Source organism: Pseudoalteromonas shioyasakiensis, assembly GCF_024518675.1.
Taxonomy (GTDB): Bacteria; Pseudomonadota; Gammaproteobacteria; order Enterobacterales; family Alteromonadaceae; genus Pseudoalteromonas; species Pseudoalteromonas shioyasakiensis_B.
This window is the reverse complement of record NZ_JANIGL010000015.1, coordinates 1-1,511: the sequence shown is the minus strand read 5'-3', so window position 1 is coordinate 1,511 and position 1,511 is coordinate 1. Positions and strand designations below refer to the sequence as shown.

The 1,511-nt window shown below is 51.0% G+C and carries 1 rRNA gene; it reads right to left on the bottom strand.

Features of this window, described 5'->3' with window-relative positions:
- Positions 1-1,511 (bottom strand): 23S ribosomal RNA (locus NQT69_RS19460); the annotation flags it as partial.

Sequence of the window (1,511 nt, the reverse complement as noted above, 5' to 3'; positions counted from 1 at the left end):
AAGTCTCCCACCTATCCTACACATGTAGGTTCAATGTTCAGTGCCAAGCTGTAGTAAAGGTTCACGGGGTCTTTCCGTCTAGCCGCGGGTACACAGCATCTTCACTGCGATTTCAATTTCACTGAGTCTCGGGTGGAGACAGCGTGGCCATGGTTACACCATTCGTGCAGGTCGGAACTTACCCGACAAGGAATTTCGCTACCTTAGGACCGTTATAGTTACGGCCGCCGTTTACCGGGGCTTCGATCAAGAGCTTCGTCCGAAAACTAACCCCATCAATTAACCTTCCGGCACCGGGCAGGTGTCACACCGTATACGTCATCTTGCGATTTTGCACAGTGCTGTGTTTTTAATAAACAGTCCCAGCCACCTGGTCACTGCGGCTCCCGTCCGCTTAGAGAGTAAATCTCGTCACAGATAGGAGCGTACCTTCTCCCGAAGTTACGGTACGATTTTGCCTAGTTCCTTCACCCGAGTTCTCTCAAGCGCCTTAGTATTCTCTACCTGACCACCTGTGTCGGTTTGGGGTACGATTCGGTATAATCTGAAGCTTAGAGGCTTTTCCTGGAAGTATGGCATCAGCAACTTCACCACCTTAGTGGCTCGTCTCGTGTCTCAGTCTTAGCAACCCGGATTTTCCTAAGTCACCAACCTACTCACTTTCACATGGACAACCATCGCCATGCTTGCTTAGCCTGCTCCGTCCCCCCATCGCAATTATACCAAGTACGGAAATATTAATCCGTTTCCCATCGACTACGCCTTTCGGCCTCGCCTTAGGGGTCGACTTACCCTACCCTGATTAACATGGGATAGGAACCCTTGGTCTTCCGGCGTGCGGGTTTTTCACCCGCATTATCGTTACTCATGTCAGCATTCGCACTTCTGATACGTCCAGCATACCTCCCGGTACACCTTCAACCGCTTACAGAACGCTCCCCTACCACTCATCCTAAGATGAATCCGCAGCTTCGGTGCATAGTTTAGCCCCGTTACATCTTCCGCGCAGACCGACTCGACCAGTGAGCTATTACGCTTTCTTTAAAGGATGGCTGCTTCTAAGCCAACCTCCTGGCTGTCTGGGCCTTTCCACATCGTTTCCCACTTAACTATGACTTTGGGACCTTAGCTGGCGGTCTGGGTTGTTTCCCTCTTCACGACGGACGTTAGCACCCGCCGTGTGTCTCCCGGATATTACTTTACGGTATTCGGAGTTTGCAAAGGGTTGGTAAGTCGGGATGACCCCCTAGCCTTAACAGTGCTCTACCCCCGTAAGTATTCGTCCGAGGCTCTACCTAAATAGATTTCGGGGAGAACCAGCTATCTCCCGGTTTGATTAGCCTTTCACTCCAAGCCACAAGTCATCCCCTAACTTTTCAACGTTAGTGGGTTCGGTCCTCCAGTTGATGTTACTCAACCTTCAACCTGCTCATGGCTAGATCACCGGGTTTCGGGTCTATACCTTGCAACTATTCGCCCAGTTAAGACTCGGTTTCCCTACGGCTACCCTA